Origin of the sequence: Nocardia sp. 2TAF39 (assembly GCF_052114905.1) — a bacterium.
Taxonomy (GTDB): domain Bacteria; phylum Actinomycetota; class Actinomycetes; order Mycobacteriales; family Mycobacteriaceae; genus Nocardia.
Window position 1 is genome coordinate 29,742 of the sequence record NZ_JBFRFQ010000051.1, and the last position, 19,230, is coordinate 48,971.

Sequence of the window (19,230 nt, forward strand, 5' to 3'; positions counted from 1 at the left end):
TGAGCGCTGCGCGATTGTGTCTCATCACGCCTCCCAGGTCACGGGAAGGCATTCCAGGCCGTTGACGAATACGCCGTTCTTCCATCGCAATGTGTCCGGATCGGCCGCGAGTCGCAGTCCGGGAAAGCGCTGCACCAGGGTTCCGATGGCCACCGTCGCCTCGATTCTTGCCAGCGACGCCCCGAGACAGAAGTGCAGGCCGAGGCCGAAACCCAGGTGCCGGTTCGGTGTCCTGGTGATGTCGAACCGGTCCGGTTCGGGAAACTGCGCCTGATCATGATGCGCAGACAGCAGCGAAGCGACGACCAACTCCTCGGCCGGAATGACCGTGCCGCGGAACTCGACATCGGTCAGCGGAAAAGCCCCGGTGCTGTTCGCCACCGGCGGGCAGTAACGCAACACCTCCTCGATCGCCGATTCGATGAGTTCCGGCGCGGCGCGCAGCCGCCGCAGTTCCGCTGGATGCCGCAGCAGTGCCCATACGCCGTTGCCGATGAGGTTCCCCGTCGTCTCGAAACCAGCCGCGATGAGCAGGAACACCATGCTCATCAGTTCCACTGACGACAGCCGGTCGCCATGCGTCTGCGCCTCGATCAACGCACTGGTGAGATCGTCGCGCGGCCGCCTGCGGCGCAGCGCGAGGAATTCCTCGAGGTACTGCTGAAACTCGATCGCCATCCGGCGCAGGGCGTCGAAGTCTCCTTCCGACGGCGGAGCAATCAGAATCCTGGTCCACTCCCGAAAGCGCTCCTGGTCTTCGATCGGAACCCCGATCAGCTCGACCAGCACGGTGATCGGCAGCCGGAAGGCCAATGCGTCGAGCAGGTCCACCGAGTCCTGGCGTTCGGCCAAGTCCAGCAGCCTCGTTGTCGCTTCGGCGATACGGGGGCGCAGCTCCGAGATCCGGCGGGGAGTGAAGGCCCTGGCCACCAATGCGCGCATCCTGGTGTGCTCCGGCGGATCGGCGTAGAGCATATGCTTGTCCAGCCGGTCGAATTCGGTGATCCGGAAGTACCGGGAGCGCGCCTGATCGGACAGTTTCCGCTTGTCTTTGGTGAAGCGGGGATCGCGGAGCAGTTCGACCACGTCGGCATACCGGGTCACGCGCCATTCGGGCGCCCCCTGGTGCGGATTGAAGAGCCGGGCGATCGGTACCTCGGCGCGCATCAGCGCCAGCGTCGGCAACGGATCGACCCGCATCTGCTCACCCCACAGATCGAACCGGTTCATTCGGGTCGCTCCAGCACCTTGCCGACCCGCAGCCACGTCGGCCGTCCGCTGATCTCCCGCCACCACCGCGCCAGGTTCGGCCGCGCATCGATCAGGTCCGCGCCGTTGGAGGCGACCAGATACTGCAAGTAGGGCAGCCAGGTGACCTCGGCGAGTGAGAACTCGGGGCCGGCGAGGAACTCCTGCCTGGCCAGCGTGGCGTCCGCGACGTCGAACGGTGTGGTCAGCGCAGCGCGGGCAGCGGCGATCGCGTCCTGGTCCGGCGGTGGCGGCAACAGCGGTGCGGCGGGGCTTTCCCGGATGATCTCGTAGACCGGGCCGCCGCGGACCAGCTCCCACACCGGCCCGCTGACATAACTTTGCTCGATGCTGATCCACTGTTCCATCAGCCCGCGCAGCTGGAGGTGTTCCGGCGTCAGTGCGGGGCCCGGCAGCCGCTGATCGAGGTAGCGGATGATCGCCCGGGATTCGTACAGCAGGAACCCGTCGTCGTCGAGTACCGGAATCTCGCCGAAGGGCTGGCGTTCCCGGTGTTCGGGCGACTTGTCGTGTCCTTCGAGGACACTCACCTCGACCAGCTCGGCGTGGTGATGTTTCTCCGCAAGCACCATCAGCACCTTGTGCGTACACGCGCTGGTGGCCGTCCCGTATACCTTCATCATGATCCATTTTCTCCATGCTCGGCGAGCACCTTCAGCAAGTACCGGGTGATCGCCCGTGGGGTCGGATGATCGAAGGCGAGGGTCGCCGGCAGCGCGAGGCCGGTTCGCGCGGCCAGTTCGTGCCGCAGTTGCACCGTCATCAGCGAATCCATGCCCAGTTCCATGAACATGCCGTCGACCGGCACATCGGAAGGCGAAGACAATTGGAGCACGGCAGCCGCGTCCGTGCGCACGGCTGACTCGATCGCGGCTTCCTGCTCGATGTCCGGCAGTCCGAGCAGCTCATCGACCCAGTGCATCGGCTCCGCGGCCGCCTCTGCCCTCGACGGTTCCGGGGTGTCGAGCCAGTAACGCCTGCGCTGCCACGGATAGCGCGGCAACGACACCACCCGGCGGCGATCCCGGTAAAGGCCGGCGAAGTCCACCGGATACCCTGCGGTATAGAGCTCGGCGACCGAGCTGAGCAGGCCGCGCAGTTCAGGACGTTCCCTGCGCAGCGTCGGTAATGCCGCTCCCCCGCCGAGACAGTTCGCGACATGGCCGGAGAGCACCGGATGCGGTGCTATCTCGAGGAAAACCTGCTGCCCATCTCTGGCCGCGGCGTGCACGGCTTCGGCGAACCGGACCGGATGCCGGACGTTGTCCGCCCAGTATCCCCCGGTCAATTCAGTTCCGGCGATCCGGTCGCCGCGGACCGTGCTGTACAGGGGGCACACGGTCCGGCCGGCCTCGACCGTGCCGAGTTCCTCCGCGAGTTCGACGGCCAGCGGCGCGATCGACGGCGAGTGGAACGCGTAGTCGACCGGTAGCCGGCGGCAGCGAACGCCTCGTCGCTGGAGCGGGTCGAGCACGGTGTGCAACTCGTCCAGCGTGCCGGACAGCACGACGGACCTGTCGTCGTTGATAGCCGCCACCACGACCGAAGTGTCCATTGTCGACATCGAGGCCGCGATCTCATCCTGGCTGAGCGCGACCGCGACCATCGCCCCCGAGGCGTGTGCCCGCGACATGATGCGCCCCCTCGACACCACGATCCTGATGGCTTCCGCGAGACTCAGCGCCCCCGCGACCTGCGCGGCGGCGATCTCGCCGACACTGTGCCCGATGACCGCGTCCGGTCGAACGCCCCATGAGGACAACAGGGCGGACAGCGCGATCTGAATGGCGAACACCGCGGGCTGGGCGACCTCCGTGCGCTGCAACCTCGACCGGTCCGGCGGCGCGGCCAGTTCCGCGAGCAGCGAGAACGACGCGTTCTGCGCGATGAGCTCATCACATCTACCGAGCGCGGTGGCGAAGACCGGCTCGCTGGCTTGCAACTGCCTTCCCATGCCGATCCACTGCGCGCCCTGTCCGGAGAAGACATAGGTGAGCGCGGGCGGTGCGTCGGCCCGTGCCGCGGTGACACCATCGCGCGCCAAGGCGTGCAGCTTCTCGGCCAGCTCGGCACCGGACTCGCCGACCACCGCGATCCGCCGCTCATGATGATCACGCCGGGCACCCGCGGTGTAGGCGATATCGTGCGGATCGCTCTCCCGCTCGAGGACCCTCGCGTGTGCCGAAGCCAGCTCGGTCAGTGCCGGCGAGCTTCGCGCCGACAGCGGAAGCAGGATCGGTCCGGCGCGCGGTGGCACCTGCTCGGCCGTTGGCGCTTCGGCGACGACGACATGCGCGTTGGTGCCGCTCATGCCGAACGAGCTGACCCCGGCGATCCGTGACCGCTCGCCTTCGGGCCACGCAACAGCTGTCTTCGGTATCACGAATGGTGTTCCAGTCAGGGAAATCCTCGGGTTCAAGGCGCTGAAGTGCAGGTTGCGGGGGATCTCCGCGTACTGCAAGACCAGCACCGCTTTGATCAGTCCGGCGATACCGGCGGCAGCCTCGAGATGCCCGATGTTGGTCTTGACCGCGCCGAGCACACAATCGCCGCGGTCCTGGTCCGGCTCGCCGAAAACCTCGGTCAAGGCCTCGATCTCGACCGGGTCCCCGAGGGCGGTGCCGGTGCCGTGGGTTTCCACGTATCCGATGTCGCCGGGGCGCACGCGCGCATCGGCGAACGCCTGACGCAGCATGTCCTGCTGCGCCAGTGGATTCGGCGCGGTCAGTCCGGCCGAGCGACCGTCCGAGTTCATCGAGGAACCCCGCAGCACGGCGAGCACCCGATCACCGTCGGCCAGTGCGTCGGACAGTTTCTTCAGCACCACGATTCCGCAACCCTCGCCCCGGACGAACCCGTTCGCACGCGCGTCGAACGTGCGGCACCGGCCGTCCGGTGACAGCGCTTGCAGATCGGCGACCATCTCGGTCACCGAGTCGTCGAGAACGAGGTTCACTCCGCCGGCCAGCGCGAGCGAGCTCTCCCCTGTGCGCAGACTCCGGATCGCCAGGTGCACCGCGACCAGCGACGACGAGCATGCGGTATCCACAGACAGACTCGGCCCGCGCAGCCCGAGCAGATACGACAATCGGCCCGCACCGAAACTGTGGGCTGTTCCGGTGCCCGCATACCCACCCATGGCGCCGGATCGGGCGCTGAGCAGCAAATAGTCGTTGCCGCTCATACCGACGAACACGCCGGTTCTGCTGCCGGCCAGCCGCTCGGTCACTACCCCCGCGTCTTCCAGCGCCTCCCATGCGACTTCGAGCAGCAGCCGGTGTTGCGGATCCAGCGCGGCGGCCTCTCTCGGTGAGATCCCGAAGAACGCCGCGTCGAAACCGTCCACAGCGGACAGAAAGGCTCCTGTTCTCGTGGCATCGTCGGTGGCGCGGGCCGGTCGCTCGGACACTGCGTCGACGCCGTCGGAAAGCAGTGCCCAGAATGATTCCGGGTCATCGACGCCGCCGGGGAAGCGGCAACCCATGCCGATCACCGCGATAGGTTCGGTATGCTGCCGTGTCAGCCGCGCGACCTCGGCCTCCAGACTGCGCAGCGCGGAAGCGGCTTTGACAAGACGTGAGCGGTAGCCTTCCTCGTCGACGAGGGTCACGGCAGGTCCCCGCTTTCGAGCCGGTCGATCGAACCGTCGATCTGCGCCAGAAGGTCGGCTATGGTCAGGTCGTCGAACTCGTCGGTGGCGACCTGCGGCTCGGCCATGCCGAGCACGCCGAGTAGCTGTTCGGTCAGTGCTCGCACCGTCGGTGCGGCGTACAGCAGCGTCGCGGACAGCCGGACGCCTAGCGCCGACTCCAGCCGGTTCCGGAGTTCGAGCGCCATCAGCGAGTCGACTCCCTGGGTGGTCAGCGGCGCCTTCCGGTCGACAAGAGCGGCGTCGAGGTGCAGGATCTGGCCGAGTTGCTCGGTCACGACGGCGTCGATCAGGCTCGGGCGTTCGGCAGGCGTGGCCGCACGCAGCCGATCTGCGAACCAGGGAACCGATGGTCTTCTGCCGCTCTCCGTGCCGTCGTCACGGAGTTCAGCGAACAGCGACGCGCCTGCCGAAGCCGGGTAGAACGCCAACCACTGTCGGAGATCGAGATCGGCCGCCGCGACCTGGCTGATGCCGCTTCCGAGCAGGAGACCGAGGATGTCCATGCCTTGCTGGGGGGTCAGGGTGCCGATCCCCCGATGCGCGAGGCGCTCCCCTTCCGTGTTCCGTCCTGCCATGATGCCTTCCTGCGAGTACAACCCCCAGTCCACGCACAATGCCGTTGCGCCACCGTGTTCCCGATGCCGCGCGAGCGCGCCGAGAAATGCGTTGGCGGCCGCGTAGTTGGCCTGTCCTGGTGAGCCGAGCAGGGCCGAGGCCGACGAGTACATGACGAAGAACTCCAGCTCCCGGTCGCCGGTCAGCTCATGCAGATTCCACGCGCCCCGCATCTTGGGTGCCAGCACGCGGTCGTACCGTTCGGCGTCCAGTTCCAGAATGGTCCGATCGTCGAGCACCATGGCCGCGTGCAGCACTCCACGCAGTGGCGGCATCCGCTCGTCGATATCCGTGAGCACCCGGGCAACGTCCTGGCGCCGGGCCACGTCCGCCCGCGCGACCACGACCTCGACGCCGTCCCTCCTGAGCTCGGCGATCCTGGCCTGCACGTCCGGAGCCGGATCGTGCCGTCCGGCCAGTACGAGGTGCCGCGCCCCGCGCGCGGCCAGCCAGGCCGCCAGGCCGATGCCGAGCCCGCCGAGCCCGCCGCTGATCAGGTACGTCCCCCTGGTCAGGGTCAGTTCGGTGTTTCCGGTCTCGAAGGAGGCCCGTACCAGCCTCGCCAGGTTTCGCCCTTCCTCGCGTAACGCGACCTCGTCTTCGCCGTCTGCGCCGACCAGCTCGGGGAGGAGTTCTTCAGCGCAACGGCTTCGCGCCCATCCCGATTGGAGGTCGACCCGCGTGCACTCCAGTTCGGGATGCTCGACGCTCAGCGTCCTTGCCAGTCCCCACAGCGGGGCTTGAGACACCGCGACCGGTTCGCGGCCTACCTGCTGCGCTCCTCTGGTGACCAGCCACAGCCGGGGCTGATCCCGCGGGTGGAGGCGAGCGAGCGCGCGGACCAGGCGCACCGTGCTGAGTCCGGTGATCCGCTGATCGGCGGTCAGTGTGTCGGCGGTGACGTGTTCGGTACCGGTGGTGTCCAGGCTCCACAGGTGCACCACCCCGACGCAGGCTCGTCCTCCGTCTGCGACGTTGTCGAGCAGCGCGCTCCACGCGTCGTCGTCGGCGATGTCGAAATCCTCTTTGTCGACCAGTACGCAGGTCTGGCCACGCTGTTCGAGCAGCGTGGCCAGCGCCGTGCCGACGCCGGTGGAATCGGTCAGCACCAGCCAGGTCCCGGCAGTCCTCGCACCGGGCTCCGGTGGCACGAGCCGTTCCCCCGCGCGCCATGCCACCTGGTAGAGCCAGTCCCGGTACGGTTCTGCTCCGGCGGGTCTTGCCACCGTCAGCCCTTCGACCTCGACCAGCACCGTGCCGTCCTCGTCGAACACCAGCAGATCCCCAGTGTCCTCGGTGGACCGTGCGCGCGCGTGTACCCACACGCGGGCACCGGGTGGCCGGTGCACGCGGACCCGGTCGATCCGCACCGGAATGACCCCGCCGGTCGCCCGCCGGTCGAGCAGCACACCCCCGAGTACCTGGAAGCAGGCGTCCAGCAGCGCAGGGTGGCAGACATATCCCGAGGACGATCCGGCCAGCTCGACCAAGGCAACGCCCTCACCGTCACCGGCCCAGATCCGTTGCACACCACGGAAAGCCGGGCCGTAGCCGATGGTTCGCCTGGCATACCGTTCGTAGTGCTCCGCCACGGCGACCTCGGTGCGGCACCGGTCCCGCACCGACGACGGTGGCTCGGCCGGCGGTGGCCCGCCGTCCCCATGACGGACCGTTCCGTGCGCGCACGGAACCCACGGCTCGTCCCTTGTCGCTCGGACATATACCTGGAAACGACCGGAATCCTCGATGAGCTGGACGTGTCCTGAGCCGTCCTTCCCGAGAATCGCCATCCGGTCGAATGTGAGGTCCTCCAGCACCGACGATCGCCGGGACGTTCCGAGCGCCATCTCCACGTAACCTGACGCTGGGAACACCACCGCGCCGTCCACCGTATGGTCGACCAGATACGGCAGATCCAGTTCGCGTTCCCAGATCCGGGTCCCTGGCGAGGTCGCCGGGCTGACCGGCTCGCCGAGCAATGGATGCCCATGGCTGGCGCGGTGCCCCGGAGCTGGGTCCACCCAGTACCGCTCGCGCCGCCACGGGTAAGCAGGCAGCGGCACGCAGCGCCCGCCCCCGGGGTGGAGTGCGGGCCAGTTCACCTGGCAACCCCGGACATACAGCGCGGCAAGCGATTCGAGAAACACCGCTCGCTCGTCGTGTTGGCGCCGCCCGGACGGAAAGACCGTGCCCCCGTCCTCTTCGATCGAGGGCAGCAGGATCGGGTGCGGGCTCAGCTCGACGAATACCGTGCGCCCCGGCGCCATGCAGTCACGGACCGCCTCCGAGAACAGCACGGGTTCACGGAGGTTGCGTATCCAGTACGCGGTATCCAAATCGGCTGCGGCGCAGATCTTTCCGAGCACGGTGGACCACATCGGCACGGTGGTGGCCTCCGGTGTCAGCGCACCGAGTCGGCGACTCAGCTCATCGGTGATGGCGTCGACTTGCGGGCTGTGCGCGGCGACCTCGACCTTGATCCGACGACCGAAAACCCCCGTACCGGCCAGTTCGGCCAGGAGTTCGTCCAGTGCGTCCGGGTCACCGGAGAGCACGGTGGAGCGTGCGCTGTTATTCGCCGCGATCGACACCCGATCGGCGAACCCGGACAGCGCCGCGCGCGCCCGATCCATCGGCAGGTCCACCAGCGCCATCGCGCCGCGCCCGGCCAGTCCACGCAGCAACCGGCTGCGATGGCAGATGATCCGCGCCGCGTCGGCAAGCGTGAGCGCGCCCGCTACATGCGCGGCAGCCACCTCGCCCATGCTGTGGCCGATGACAGCGTCCGGCTCGATGCCCTTCGACCGCCACAGAGCCGCCAAGGCGACCTCCATCGCGAACAGTACCGGCTGCACGATGTCGACCCGGTCCAGCCGAGACCTGGACGGCTCGGCGGTCAATTCATCAAAAACTGACCATCCGGTCTCATTTCGAATCGCGTCGTCACACGTCTGGACAGCCGCGCGAAAAACGGGCTCACCGGCGAGCAGTGCGCGGCCCATGCCGAGCCATTGCGAGCCCTGGCCGGGAAACACGAACACCACTCGCGGCCGTTCGCCTGGCTCGGTGCCCGCCACCAGTCGCGGCGGCCCGTCGCCGGGCAGCACCAGTGCGGCGCGGTGCTCGTGATGGTGCCTGCGGACAGCCGCGGTGTAGGCGATATCGGTGACCTCCGCCTGCCGCTCGGCGAGGCTGGCCCGGTAGGCGGCGACCAGATCGGTCAGCGCGCCCGCATGACGCGCGGAGATCGGCACCAGCGCCGCTCCCGGTTCGGTCGCGGAAGGCTCAGCGTGCTCCGGCGGATCCGCGACGATGACGTGCGCGTTGGTGCCGCTGATGCCGAACGAGCTGACGCCCGCCATCCGCGTCACGCCGTCCCGCTTCGGCCACGGGACCGGATTTATCGGCAGTACCAGGGCGGTTCCGGTGAGGTCGATCCTGGGGTTGACGGTGCGCAGGTGCAGGTTCGCCGGGATACGCTCCCGCTGCAGCGTGAGCACGACCTTGATCAGCCCGATGATCCCGGCGGCCGCCTCGAGATGCCCGATGTTGGTCTTCAGTGCGCCGAGCACACAGCGCGAACCGTCGTCCCGCAGCCCGCCGAGCACGTCGACCAGCGCGTCCACCTCGATCGGATCGCCGAGCGGCGTTCCGGTGCCGTGCGTCTCAACATAGCCGATGTCCGCCGCGTCGGCGCGAGCACTGCGCAAGGCCTGACGGAGCAATGCCTTCTGCGCCGAGACGTTCGGCGCGGTCAGCCCGGAGGAACGGCCGTCGGAGTTCACCGCGGAACCACGGATCACCGCGAGCACCGGATCGCCGTCTGCCACCGCGTCGGAAAGCCGCCGCAGGACCAGCATCCCGCAGCCCTCGCCCCGGACATAGCCGTTGGCCAGCGCGTCGAAGGTCTTGCATCGCCCGTCTTCGGACAGCGCGCGGGAACTGGCCAGCATGTCGGTCATGTCTCTGGCCAGCATGAGGTTGACCCCGCCGGCCAGCGCCATCGTGCTCTCTCCGGATCGCAGACTTTGGACCGCGAGATGCACGGCAACCAGCGACGACGAGCACGCCGTGTCCACGACCATGCTCGGGCCCTGAAGCCCGAGCACGTAGGACAGCCGTCCCGCCGGGAACGAGTGCCCGTTGCCGGTCACGGTATAGATGTCCCGTCTTCCCATGCTGAGCCGGTCGTAGTCGGTGACGACAACGCCGGCGAACACACCGGTCCTCGAGCCGGTCAGCCGGTCGGGCCGAGCGTGCCCGGCCCGTTCCAGCGCCTCCCAGGCCACTTCCAGCAGCAGGCGCTGCTGGGGGTCCATCGCCTCGGCCTCCCGTGGCGCTATACCGAAGAAAGCCGCGTCGAATTTGTCCACATCGGACAGAAAACCGCCCCAGCGTGGAGCTCCGGTGTCCTCGCCCGCCCACCGGTCCGGGGGCACTTCGGTGATGGCGTCGACGCCGTCGTCGAGTAGCCGCCAGAACTCGTCGGGGCCGGTGCCACCGCCCGGCACCCGACACCCCATGCCGATGATGGCGATCGGCTCGGTCTTCGCCAGCAGCTCCCGGTCCAGCCTTGTTTGCAGGGTCCGCATGGCCGCCAACGCCTGTTTCACCGGCGACGCCTGCTCAGTCATCGCGCTGTTCCTGTTCGACGAGCCGGATGCTGTCCAGCAGCATGGCCTCGGCTTCCGCGTCGGAGAGCAGATCGATGTCCGCTGCGACGGAAGACCAATCGTCCGGTTCCGGCTCGGCAGCCGAAGGTTCGGCCACCGCGAGTTCGTCCGCGATGAACGCGGCGAGCGCGATGATGGTGGAGTAGGTGAAGACCAGCGCGACGGACAATCGGACGCCGAGCGTGGATTCCAGCCGGTTGCGTAGCTCCACCGCCATCAGCGAGTCCATGCCCATGTCCTGGAATGTCGCCTTGCGGCTCAGGCTCGCGGAATCTCGGTGCAGCGTCAGGGAAACCTGCTCGAGCAGGTGCGCTTCGATCAACCCGGTCCGTTCCTGGGCACTGGCCGCGGCCAGCCTGCCGGCGAATGCGGTGGCGATCTCCGAGGCACGGGATTCGATCTCGTCGAACAGCGGTGTGCCCGCCGCGCTGGGAAACGACTCGAACCAGTGCCGGAGGTTCAGCGTCATGACCGCGAGCTGCCCGAGGTCCGCGCGCACCGCATGGTCCAACGCGCGCGCGAGACCCGCCGAGGACGCATCGGTGATGCCGTGTGCCGCCATACCTTCCTGCGCGAGGTGCAGGCTCAGTGCCCGCAGGCCGAGAGCGCGGCGATGGTGTGCGATCGCGTCCAGCCGCGCGCTTCCCATCGGGTCACCCAGGCACCCGAACAACGAGGCGACCGATGAGCAGAGCACGAAGAGATCGAGCCTGCGATCGAGCGTGTGCTGATGCCACCGCCACGCGCTGTCGTCGCCCGCGGCGTGGATGAGCCCGCACAAGGGGCCCGCGGCGGCCTCGATCTCGGCGATCAGCTCGATCATCTCGCGGTCGTCGGTAACGCACGTGTCGATGGTCAGGACCTGTACCCCAGGAAAGCTGATCGGCCCGATGGCACCGGTCCGGTCCAGGATCACGACGTTGCGCGCACCGCGGTCGGTCATCCACCCGGCGAACGACTCCGCGAGTGCTGCATCCTCGCAGACGATCACGTATGCGCCGTCGGCCCGCAACGGCGCCGCCCGCTCACCGACCTGCGGCACGCGGATCAGCCTGGCCACGAACCGGCCACCGGGACGCAGGGCGATATCGGTCTCCCGATCATCGCTGAGCAATTCCGACACCACCGTGTCCACCTCATTCGGCGTCGGCCGCGCGGCAAGATCCACCCGCGTGACGCGCAGCTCCGGATGATCGAGCCCGATCTCCCTGCCGAGTCCCCACAACGCCGCCTGGTCGACATCCATCGTCGAGGTGTGCTCGCCGACCGCCTGTGCACCACGGGTCACCAGCCACAGCCGTGGCTGATCGCGCCAGCCCATTCCGGCCAGCGCGTCGGCCAGCACCTGCGCGCTCGCGCTGCCGAGACTTCCGATGTGCACCACCCCGGCCGGCGCCGGTCCAGCCAGAACCGCCCGCAGGGACGCTGTTCCGGTCAAGTCCGCTGTCCGCGCAGTCACCAGATCGCACTGCTTGTCTCGAGCCCGAAGCTCGTCCGCGAGCTCGACGCCGAGGCAATCCTCGCCCGCGAACACGATCCACGGCTCAACTCGGTCTCGCACCGGTTCTCGGTGTGCTCGCTGGCGCCATTCCACGGTGTACAGGCAGTCCGCGACCGGATCGGGATAGTGGAGTGGCTGAAGGCGCACGTCCTCGGCTTCCACCAGTACCCGGCCGTCGTCGTCCAGCAGGTAGAGGTCGAAGCCCGGCCCCACCGATCGGCCATGCGCCCATACCGGGCGTGCCGGTGCCCGATGCACTCGCAACCGACCGATCCCGGTCACCACGTTGCTGCCGGACGAACCGTTGCACAGGGCGATCAGCGCCTGCAGACCAGCGTCCAGCACCGTGGGATGGATGCGGTAATCGGTGCCTCGACGGTGCGCCGGGTCCGGCGGCACGAGCAGAGCCAGCACTTCATCCTGGCCGAACCATAGCTCCGAGACGCCCCGAAGGTGCTCTCCGATGTCCAATCCAGCCCGGGCCAGCGCGCGGTAGTGCTCGGTCCCGTCCCGGTGCGCGGTGCAGCGGTGCCTGATCAGTGCGGGCTCCTCGCGCACATCCGGCTTGCCGGCGTCCGGACCGACGGTGGCCAGCGCGTGCCGTACCCAGTCCGAACCGTGGTGGCTGAACACCTGGAAGAGTTCATCCTGCGTGTTGATCACTGCCTGGGTCGCGGGCACGATCGTCTCGGAAATTTCCAGCATTCGCTCGAACGCCAGGTCGGTAATGGCGATGTTTTCGGTTCCGTACGTCTCGGCGCCCGAAGACAACGCCATTTCGGCGAAGGCGGCCGCCGAGAGCACGGTGTTCCCGCGCACGGTGAGGTCCGCGAGATACGGCAATCGCGCCGGGTCCAGCGTGCGTTGCCAGTATCGGGTTCCGTGCTCTACCGCCGAGATCAGGCCCGCGCCGAGCAGCGGATGGCCCCCGTCGTCAGCGGAGAGCGCGGTGCGCCGGTCGGCTGCGAGCCAGTATCGCTTCCGCTGCCACGGGTAAGCGGGCATTGAGACGGCCCGGCCGGTATCGAGTAGCCGATCGAAGTCCGGCAGGCAGCCACTGGCGTAGAGTGCGCCGGCCGCGCGGCGCAGCGCGGACTGTTCGTCCTCACCCCTGCGCAGCGAACCGATGGCGTGACCGTCGATCCGCCGGGCGGCAAGGCATCGCTGAACGTTCTCCGACAGAACCGGGTGCGGCCCGATCTCCAAGAAAACCCGGTACCCGTCGGAGATCGCGGCGTTCATCGCGTCCGCGAACCGCACGGTCTCCCGCACGTTTCGCATCCAGTAGTCCGCGTCGAATCGCGGATCATCAACGAGCTTCCCGGAAACTGTGCTGTAGACGGGCAACCGGCTCGGACCCGGAGCAAGCATGCCGAGCGCCTGAGACAATTCGTGCCCGGCCGCGTCCATCCGCGCACTGTGGAACGCGTAACCGACGCGGATCTCACGGCATGGGACCCCCTCGTGGCGCAGCCGTCCGAGCAAGTCGGCCAGTGCGGCGGCGTGGCCGGAAACGACGGCCGAGTAGGGGTCGTTGATCGCGCCGATCGTGAGCTCACCCCGGTACCCGCTCAGCATGTCGTGTACCCGCTCGGCGGGCAGTTCCACGGAAGCCATCCCACCTTCTCCCGGCGCGGCCTGCATCAACCGGCCCCGGTGATACACCACCTCGACCGCTTCGGCGATGGACAGCGACCCGGCCAGGTACGCGGCGGTGACTTCGCCGACGCTGTGGCCGATCAGCGCGTCCGGCACGAGCCCCCATGCCTGCCACAGCCGCGCGATCCCCACCTGGATCGCGAACAGGGCCGGTTGCGCGACCGCGGTCTCATCGAGGCGACTACGTTCCGCGGGCGCGGTCAGCTCGGCCGTCAGCGACCACTCGGTCAGTGGCCGTAGCCATTTCTCACATTCCTCGACAGCGGCGCGAAACACCGGTTCCGCACGCAACAGGTTCCGGCCCATTCCGGCCCATTGCGAACCCTGGCCGGAGCACACGAACACGGTCCCTCGCGGCTCGCCATGCTCCACGCTGCCCAGCCACGAGTTGCCGGGCACAGTCCCCGCAACCGTCGCACGCAACGAATCGGCCAGCTCCTTCGAAGACGAGCCGGTCACCGCGAGCCGGTGTTCGTAGTGGTCCCGCCGCACCGCCGCCGTATAACACAGGTCGCGTAGCACGATGTCGTTGTCATCACTGCCGAGCTCGCGCGCCATCGTTGTCGCCGATGCCAGCAGGGAATCGCGCGAGCGGGCGGAAAGCACCAGCAACTGCGTCCGGCCCCGGTCCGACGTCGGCGGATGGGCGGCACCCAGGGTGTACAGCGCGCCTAATGAGTCGACCAAGGTCGAGCGGTCACGGTCCCCCCGACGCAATGTCGGCAGCGCCGTGCCGCCGTGCTGCTCGACCACCGACGTGAGAATCGGATGGGGGTCGGCGTCGACGAAAATTTGGCTGCCCTCGGCGAGCAGGTGGCCCATCACGGTGTCGAATCGCCATGGTTCGCGTTCGGTGCGCACCCAGTGCTCGGCATCGAGCAGCGCGCCGTCCATCCGCGTCCCGGTGACCGAGGAGTAGAACGGTATTCGGGTCCCGCCGGGCCGCAGGTCGGCGAGCGCGGCCCGCAATTCGGGCAGCACCGGGTCGACATAGGGACTGTGCGAGGCGTAGTCGACCCTGATCCGCGCCGACGCGACCGATCGTGCGGCAAGTTCGTCCCGTATCGCCTGGATAGCTGCTCGATCGCCGGAGATCACCGTGCTTCCCGGGCTCGCGCGGCCCGCGACCCATACGTCGCCTCCGTGCCGGGACAGCAGCTCGTACGTGTCTTCGGTGGGCAGGTCGAGAACGGCCATGCCACCGTGGCCGGAAAGTCCGCCGGCGATCGCGCTGCGCCTGCACATGATCAGCGCGGCGTCGTCGAGGCTGATCGCTCCGGCGACGTGCGCGGCGGCGACTTCACCCATGCTCATCCCTGCGACGGCATCCGGCTCGACTCCCCATGATCGCCACAGGTCGGTCAACGCGACCTGCATCGCGAAGATCGCAGGCTGGGCCAGCTCGGTACGCTCGATCCAGCTCTCGTCGGCCGAGGTCAGCAGCCGGGTGAGGGACCAGTCGACATGCTGGCGCAGCGCGGACTCGCACCGCGTGATCGCCGACCGGAACGCCGGCTCACGCAGCAACCGCGCGCCCATCCCCGCCCACTGTGCGCCCTGACCGCCGAACAGAAACGTGACCGGCGGCCGGTCACCGTCGACCTTTCCGGTGCCGATCCCGGATCCGGCGTGGCCGCTGAGGAATTTCTCCGCGCTCGATGCGAGATCGTCGTGGTCGCGAACGGACAGTGCGAGCCGGTGCGAGCCGTCCGCCTTCGCCGATGCTGCGGCGCACAACCGGGCGATCGGGGGCAGGTCCCGAGCGGTCGCCAGCTCCCGCGCCGCGGAGCGGAGGCCGTCTTCGGTGTCCGCGGCAAGAGGCAGCAGGTGGACCGGGGCGTCCTCGCCGCTCTCGAGGACCACATGGCAGTTCGTGCCACCGAAACCGAACGCGCTCACCCCGGCGACGAGGCGACCGCCCGCGTCGCCTCGCCACTGCTCCGACCGCAAAGGCACCCGCAGACCCCATTCGTCGAACGGGATATGTGGGTTGGCTTCCTCGAACTGGCCGCATGGCGGCACGGTGCGATGCCGCATCGCCAGCAGCACCTTGATCAGCCCGGCGATCCCGGCCGCCGCTTCGAGATGCCCGATCGCGCTCTTGACCGAACCTATCGGCAGCAGCTGGTCACGAGCCCGGCCCGCGCCGAGCACCGCACCCAGTGCGCTTGCCTCGATCGGGTCGCCGAGCGCCGTTCCCGTCCCGTGCGCCTCGACGTACCCGACGTCGGCAGGCGCAATACCCGCTCGGCGATAAGCGGTGCGCAGCAAGGATTCCTGGGCCAGCGGGCTCGGCGCGGTCAGGCCATTACTGAACCCGTCGTGGTTCACCGCGCTGCCCACGAGCACGCCATGAATCCGATCGCCGTCGGCGAGTGCCCGGTCGAGCGGCTTCAGCACGATCATCCCGGCACCTTCGCCGCGACCGTATCCATCGGCACGCGCGTCGAACGCCTTGGACCGCCCGTCCGGTGCCAGTGCGCCGAGCCGGACCAGCGCGTGCACCGTGTCCGGCCCCAGCATCAGGCTGACGCCACCGGCGAGCGCAAGGTCGCACTCGCCTGCACGCAGGCTCTGCGCCGCAAGGTGCACCGCGACCAGCGACGATGAGCACGCGGTGTTCACCTGAAGGCTCGGCCCGCGCGCACCCAACGTGTAGGACAGCCGGGCGGGAATAATGCTCGGATCGCCTCCGGTCAACGTGTGCTGGGTGACCAGGTCCGGGTCCGCCCGAATACCCGCCCCGTACTCACTCCACATCGCACCGACGAACGCCCCGGTTCGGCTGCCCCCGAGACTGCGAGGCGGAATGCCCGCGTCGTCGAGAGCTTCCTGCATCAGTTCGAGCATGAGCCGTTGCTGTGGATCGACGTGCGGAGCCTCCCGGGGAGAGATACCGAAGAACTCGGGGTCGAACTCGTCGATCCGGTCGAGAAACCCGCCGCGCGGCGGACCGTCTCCGGCCCATCGGCCGTTCGGCGGTTCGGTGAGCGCGTCCGCGCCCGAGTTGAGCAATCGCCAGAATGCCGTCGCGTCGGGAGCGCCGGGGAACCGGCAGGACAGACCGACAATCGCGATCGGCTGCTTCGGACCTGGCGATTCGTGCTGCGCCGATGGCGTCGCCCCAGCGCCGGTAAGCCGGCCTGCCAATCCGATCGGCGTCGGATACGCCCATAACAGAACCGGCGACACCGGATGGCCGCCTGCCTTGCTCAATTCTTCGGCGAGCGCGGTCAACATCAGTGAATCGAGCCCGTAGCGGGTAAACGGCTCGCGTCCGTCGATCGCAGCGGGATCCAGCCCGCTCAGGGCGGCGGTTCTGGCGATGAGCCAGTCCCGCACGGCCTCCATAGACCATGCCAGCATGGATAGGGCCACCTCCAGCAACCAACTAGATCTTGGCGTGTCGCCGGCGGCTCGCCTGAATCGGACCAGATAGTATCGCCGCCGAATTCATCATGTAAAGGGTGAAATCCGTCTGGTCGGTTTGGGTCTGGACCTGTCGCCTTCAGTACCCCGCCGCCAGGATCCGTGGCCCTGCAGTCGCTGTCAGCAGTCAAAACCTCAGTAGTTCATGATCATTGAGGTTTTCTCACTCGGCGTGAGCGAATGTTTCCTCGATCCCGAGCAGTCCCGTGAACGACGGTGTATCCGGGTAATCGTCCCGGTTGCGGTGTAGCCGCTTGCCCGACCCTGCGTAGGGTCGGGCAAGTGCTCCGTTACCGCACAGCCGAATCGTGATTGCCAGAAACGACCACCCGCCGAAGAAGGGCGAGCAAGCCCGCGGGCCGGTTCGCGCTCGGTTTCGGTTCAGCGGGCTGGCCAGACATCCTTCAGCAGTACCGCCGCATCGGCGGCTTGGCGCGCACCGGCCGAATACGCCGGGACCAGCGCGGCCGAGTTGAACAGATCGAGTCCGAACACCGCAGCAGCGGCCGCGTCGGGAACGATCGAAACCTCGATGGCCGAACCCAATTCGCGGTCGCTGGGAATGCGCGGGAACATGTGCGCCAACGGTTCCAGGATCACCACCACATCGGCGCCGGCGGCCAGGTCCGCGTTGACCGGTGAGCGCATCCCACCATCGATGTAGTAGCGGCCGTCGATCGGGATCGGCGGGAACACCCCCGGCACTGCTGTGCTCGACGCCAGCGCCGCCTGCAGCGACACCCCGCTGTCGCGGGACCACGGCTGCAACTCGCCGGTGGTGATGTCGACCGCGGTGACCACCAAGTCGCGCGTCGACCACTGCGAAACACCGGCCAGCGTACCGATGCGGGCGATGTGCTCGTCCGGATCGCCGACCTGCGCGGACAACGCCAGCTCACCCACCCGGCGACGCGCTTGGGCCGGATCCTGCCCAGGGGCACGCAGGACGCCGAAGATCTCCCCCATCAGCACCGGATCCACCTGCACCGGTGCCGACGTCGACGGTGGGTGCAACAACCGCGCCGGATCACCGCCGTCGGCCAGCACCGCGCCCACGATCGCCCCGGCCGAGGTGCCCACGAATCGGTCTGCCAGCGCCAAGTCGATTCCGCTGTCCCTCAGCCCGGCGGCCAAACCCGCCAGCCACGAAAGGCCGACCGGACCGCCCCCGCCCAGAACGAGCGCAACCAGGGATTCGTTGAGTGGCACCGTGTCCGACATTCCGTCAGGCTATCCGTCCCGGTCGCATGGCGTGCGTGAGCTCGCGGAGAACGAACGCACCGCACCACCGAGTGCACCTGGCATCCCACCCGTTCACCATCTGCGGCGCTTCCACCCACGGACTCACCGGACAGCGCTTCCGCCGGAACCGACCTAGGGGGTCAGGTCACGAGAACCGGCGGTGATGCGCGCACGCCGCCGAGCGATGCCCGCCACGTTCTTGCGCGCGAGGAGCCAGCCGACAACGAGCGTCGGCATCATGATGATCACGGCCGCGATCACGGCGCCGCGCTGCACGTCATCGTCGCTGAAGGCCATCAATACGACGACGCCGACGAGAAACAGCAATGTCGCCACACTCGTATAAGGCGCGCCGATCAACCGGAAAGACGGACGTTCGACGAGCCCGCGCCGCGACCTACGCCACAACTGCAACTGACACACCACGATTGCCATCCACGAGGCAATGGTGCCGAGCGCCGACATGTTCAGCACGATTTCGTATGCCTTCTCCGGCACCACAGCGTTCAGTCCGACGCCGAGCAGCGCGATCGCACCGGTGGCGAGAATGCCGACATAGGGCACACCGCCCTTCGACATTCGCGACGCCGCCGCTGGTGCGCTGCCGTTCATCGACATCGAGCGCAGAATGCGACCCGTCGAATACAAACCTGCGTTCAGGCTGGAGAAGGCCGCGGTCAACACGACCATGTTCATCACTGAATCGGCCCCGCCTATCCCGAGTTTCGAGAAGAACGTGACGAACGGGCTCTCCCCCGCCTTGTATGCCGTGTACGGAAGCAGCAGCCCGAGCAGCACCAGCGATCCGACGTAGAACAGCGCAATCCGGGCGATCACGGAGTTGATCGCGCGCGGCATGATCTTCTCCGGGTTCTCCGCCTCACCGGCCGCCGTACCGACCAATTCCACTGCCGAATAAGCGAAGACGACACCTGTCGTCACCGTCACCAGCGGTAGCACACCGGCCGGGAACAGGCCGCCGTGCTCGGCGAGCACACCGACGCCGGTCGACATACCTTGCAGGGTGGACCGGCTGGCCAAGAAGACCGTGCCGATGATCAGGAAGGCGACCAGCGCGACCACCTTGATCAGCGCGGCCCAGAACTCGAGCTCGCCGAACCACTTCACCGAGATGAGGTTGATGCTCACCACCAGCGCGAGGGCCACCAGGGCGATCAGCCACTGCGGTA

Annotated in this window: 7 protein-coding genes; all 7 read right to left on the reverse strand. The window is 67.9% G+C overall.

Annotated elements, in window-relative coordinates:
- Positions 1-24: 24 nt before the first annotated feature.
- Entirely contained in the window at positions 25-1,230 is a 1,206-nt protein-coding gene (locus tag AB4Z47_RS25625) for a cytochrome P450 family protein (protein ID WP_441954342.1), read from the reverse strand.
- Complete coding sequence (locus AB4Z47_RS25630; RefSeq protein WP_441954344.1) at positions 1,227-1,892, reverse strand: glutathione S-transferase family protein; 666 nt, start codon at positions 1,890-1,892, stop codon at positions 1,227-1,229. Before AB4Z47_RS25630 ends, AB4Z47_RS25625 begins: the two co-directional genes overlap by 4 nt.
- On the reverse strand, positions 1,889-4,879 hold the full coding sequence (locus tag AB4Z47_RS25635) for a type I polyketide synthase (RefSeq protein ID WP_441954346.1): 2,991 nt from the start codon (positions 4,877-4,879) through the stop codon (positions 1,889-1,891). The genes AB4Z47_RS25630 and AB4Z47_RS25635 overlap by 4 nt, the downstream gene beginning before the upstream one ends.
- The gene (locus AB4Z47_RS25640; protein WP_441954348.1) at positions 4,876-10,170 is read right to left on the reverse strand and encodes a type I polyketide synthase; all 5,295 of its coding nucleotides are present in this window, start codon (positions 10,168-10,170) and stop codon (positions 4,876-4,878) included. The genes AB4Z47_RS25635 and AB4Z47_RS25640 overlap by 4 nt, the downstream gene beginning before the upstream one ends.
- On the reverse strand, positions 10,163-16,735 hold the full coding sequence (locus AB4Z47_RS25645; protein WP_441954350.1) for an acyltransferase domain-containing protein: 6,573 nt from the start codon (positions 16,733-16,735) through the stop codon (positions 10,163-10,165). Before AB4Z47_RS25645 ends, AB4Z47_RS25640 begins: the two co-directional genes overlap by 8 nt.
- Before the next feature lie 444 nt (positions 16,736-17,179).
- Positions 17,180-18,019, reverse strand: coding sequence for a patatin-like phospholipase family protein (locus tag AB4Z47_RS25650; RefSeq protein ID WP_441954352.1), 840 nt, complete (start codon positions 18,017-18,019; stop codon positions 17,180-17,182).
- A gap of 153 nt (positions 18,020-18,172) precedes the next feature.
- On the reverse strand, positions 18,173-19,230 hold a 1,058-nt coding region (locus tag AB4Z47_RS25655; RefSeq protein WP_441954354.1), incomplete at its 5' end, for an amino acid permease.